The organism is uncultured Ligilactobacillus sp. (assembly GCF_948826705.1).
Classification (GTDB): domain Bacteria; phylum Bacillota; class Bacilli; order Lactobacillales; family Lactobacillaceae; genus Ligilactobacillus.
The window spans coordinates 1-1603 of record NZ_CAQLEL010000035.1 but is presented as its reverse complement, the minus strand read 5'-3'; the positions used below and the strand labels follow the sequence as shown (position 1 = coordinate 1603).

The following is a 1603-nucleotide window of genomic DNA, read 5'->3' as shown; positions in this document are numbered from 1 at the left end:
TCATTGATGTCCCATTAAAATCGGAAAGAGTACTTTGAAATTGTTGAAATTTAGTTTGTTGGAAAAGATTTTGGTGCGAACGGACTTGATTAGTATATTACGGTTCTTCAATCTGACGAACCATGTACAATGTCAAATACGTTTTCTCCCAACTAGTGACCTTTATGAACCGAAGCAAGTTCAACCGAATCGTTGAAAAGTATAATGGCAACCGATATGTGAAACATTTCACATGCTGGAACCAACTTTTGGCAATGATGTATGGTCAGTTATGCAACCGGTCAAGTCTGAGGGATCTCATCACCATTCTTGATGCACATAGTTCCAAGTGGTACCATCTGGGATTGGGTCGTAGTGTATCCAAGACCAATCTTGCGTATGCAAATCAGAATCGGGATTATCGAATCTTCGAGGAGTTTGCATATTATATGGTATCAGAAGCCCGGGATAAACGAAAAACGAAAATCTTTGAACTACAGGGAAACGTTTATGCGTTCGACTCAACTACGATAGATTTATGTTTGGCTGTATTCTGGTGGGCTAAGTTCCGCAAGAAGAAGGGAGGGGTAAAAATCCATACTCTGTATGATGTGGAAACTCAGATTCCGACATTCTTCCATATAACGACTGCTTCAGTGCATGACTCAAAGGCAATGGACGTAATCCCGTATGAGCAAGGTTCGTATTACATCTTCGATAGAGCATATAATGACTTTAGACGTCTGTTTAAGATACATACGATAGAAGCTTTTTTCGTTGTCAGAGCCAAAAAGAATCTCCAATACAAAATGGTAAAATGGAAGCGAAGACTTCCTCATAATGTGTTGTCGGATGCTACTGTTGAACTGACTGGATTTTACCCTAAGAAACATTATCCCGAACATCTCCGTCTAGTCAGATATTGGGATGACGAACAGAACCGGGAGTTTATGTTTCTTACCAATGACCTCAAATTGTCGGCACTACAGGTCGCAAATCTTTATAAGAACAGATGGCAAGTTGAACTGTTTTTCAAATGGCTCAAACAACATCTAAAGATAAAGAAGTTTTGGGGCACATCTGAAAATGCGGTGCGTATCCAAATCTATTGTGCAATCTGTGCTTACTGCCTTGTCGCGATAGTACAGCATGATATGAAGCTTGAACGATCAACATACGAAGTCCTCCAAATCATAGGAGCCTCATTGACCGACACCTCTCATTTGGTCGATCTCTTCGACAAAACTAAATCTCAAAATTTCAATGTTCTCTACGACCCAAGTGGACCAAATTTATTTAATTTTTAACTAGCTCCCATTTTTATGGGTTTTTATGGGACACTAGTGTTGATTAATATAATGTTAGGATGGCCGCTGGCAGTCATTCCCATGCAAAATTACAATAAATTTACGGAACGTCAAACAAATCCATCCAAATATCGGATAAGCCCCTTTAAAAGAGGGCATAAAAAAGCCGAAGCCTGAGACGCAATCTGCATCTCAGGCTTCGGTCGTTTAGAAGGGGCGGTTATCTACTTTCCCACTTTCGCAGTATCATCGACGTGGTGAGGTTTAACTTCTCTGTTCGGAATGGGAAGAGGTGGAGCCCTCACGCTATGGCCACC

The 1603-nt window shown here is 40.7% G+C and carries 1 protein-coding gene and 1 rRNA gene; one reads left to right on the top strand and one right to left on the bottom strand.

Annotated elements, in window-relative coordinates; translation table 11 throughout:
• The first annotated feature begins 122 nt into the window (after positions 1–122).
• The gene (locus Q9Q35_RS01935) at positions 123–1286 is read left to right on the top strand and encodes an IS4 family transposase (RefSeq protein WP_304651897.1); all 1164 of its coding nucleotides are present in this window, start codon (positions 123–125) and stop codon (positions 1284–1286) included.
• 211 nt (positions 1287–1497) lie between these two features.
• On the opposite strand, the gene rrf is transcribed toward Q9Q35_RS01935, so the two are convergent.
• Positions 1498–1603: ribosomal RNA gene (gene rrf, locus Q9Q35_RS01930) — 5S ribosomal RNA — on the bottom strand; the annotation flags it as partial.

Coding starts and splice junctions, on each gene's coding strand:
- Q9Q35_RS01935 (WP_304651897.1), top strand. CDS start 123: ATGTACAATGTCAAATACGTTTTCTCCCAACTAGTGACCTTTATGAAC.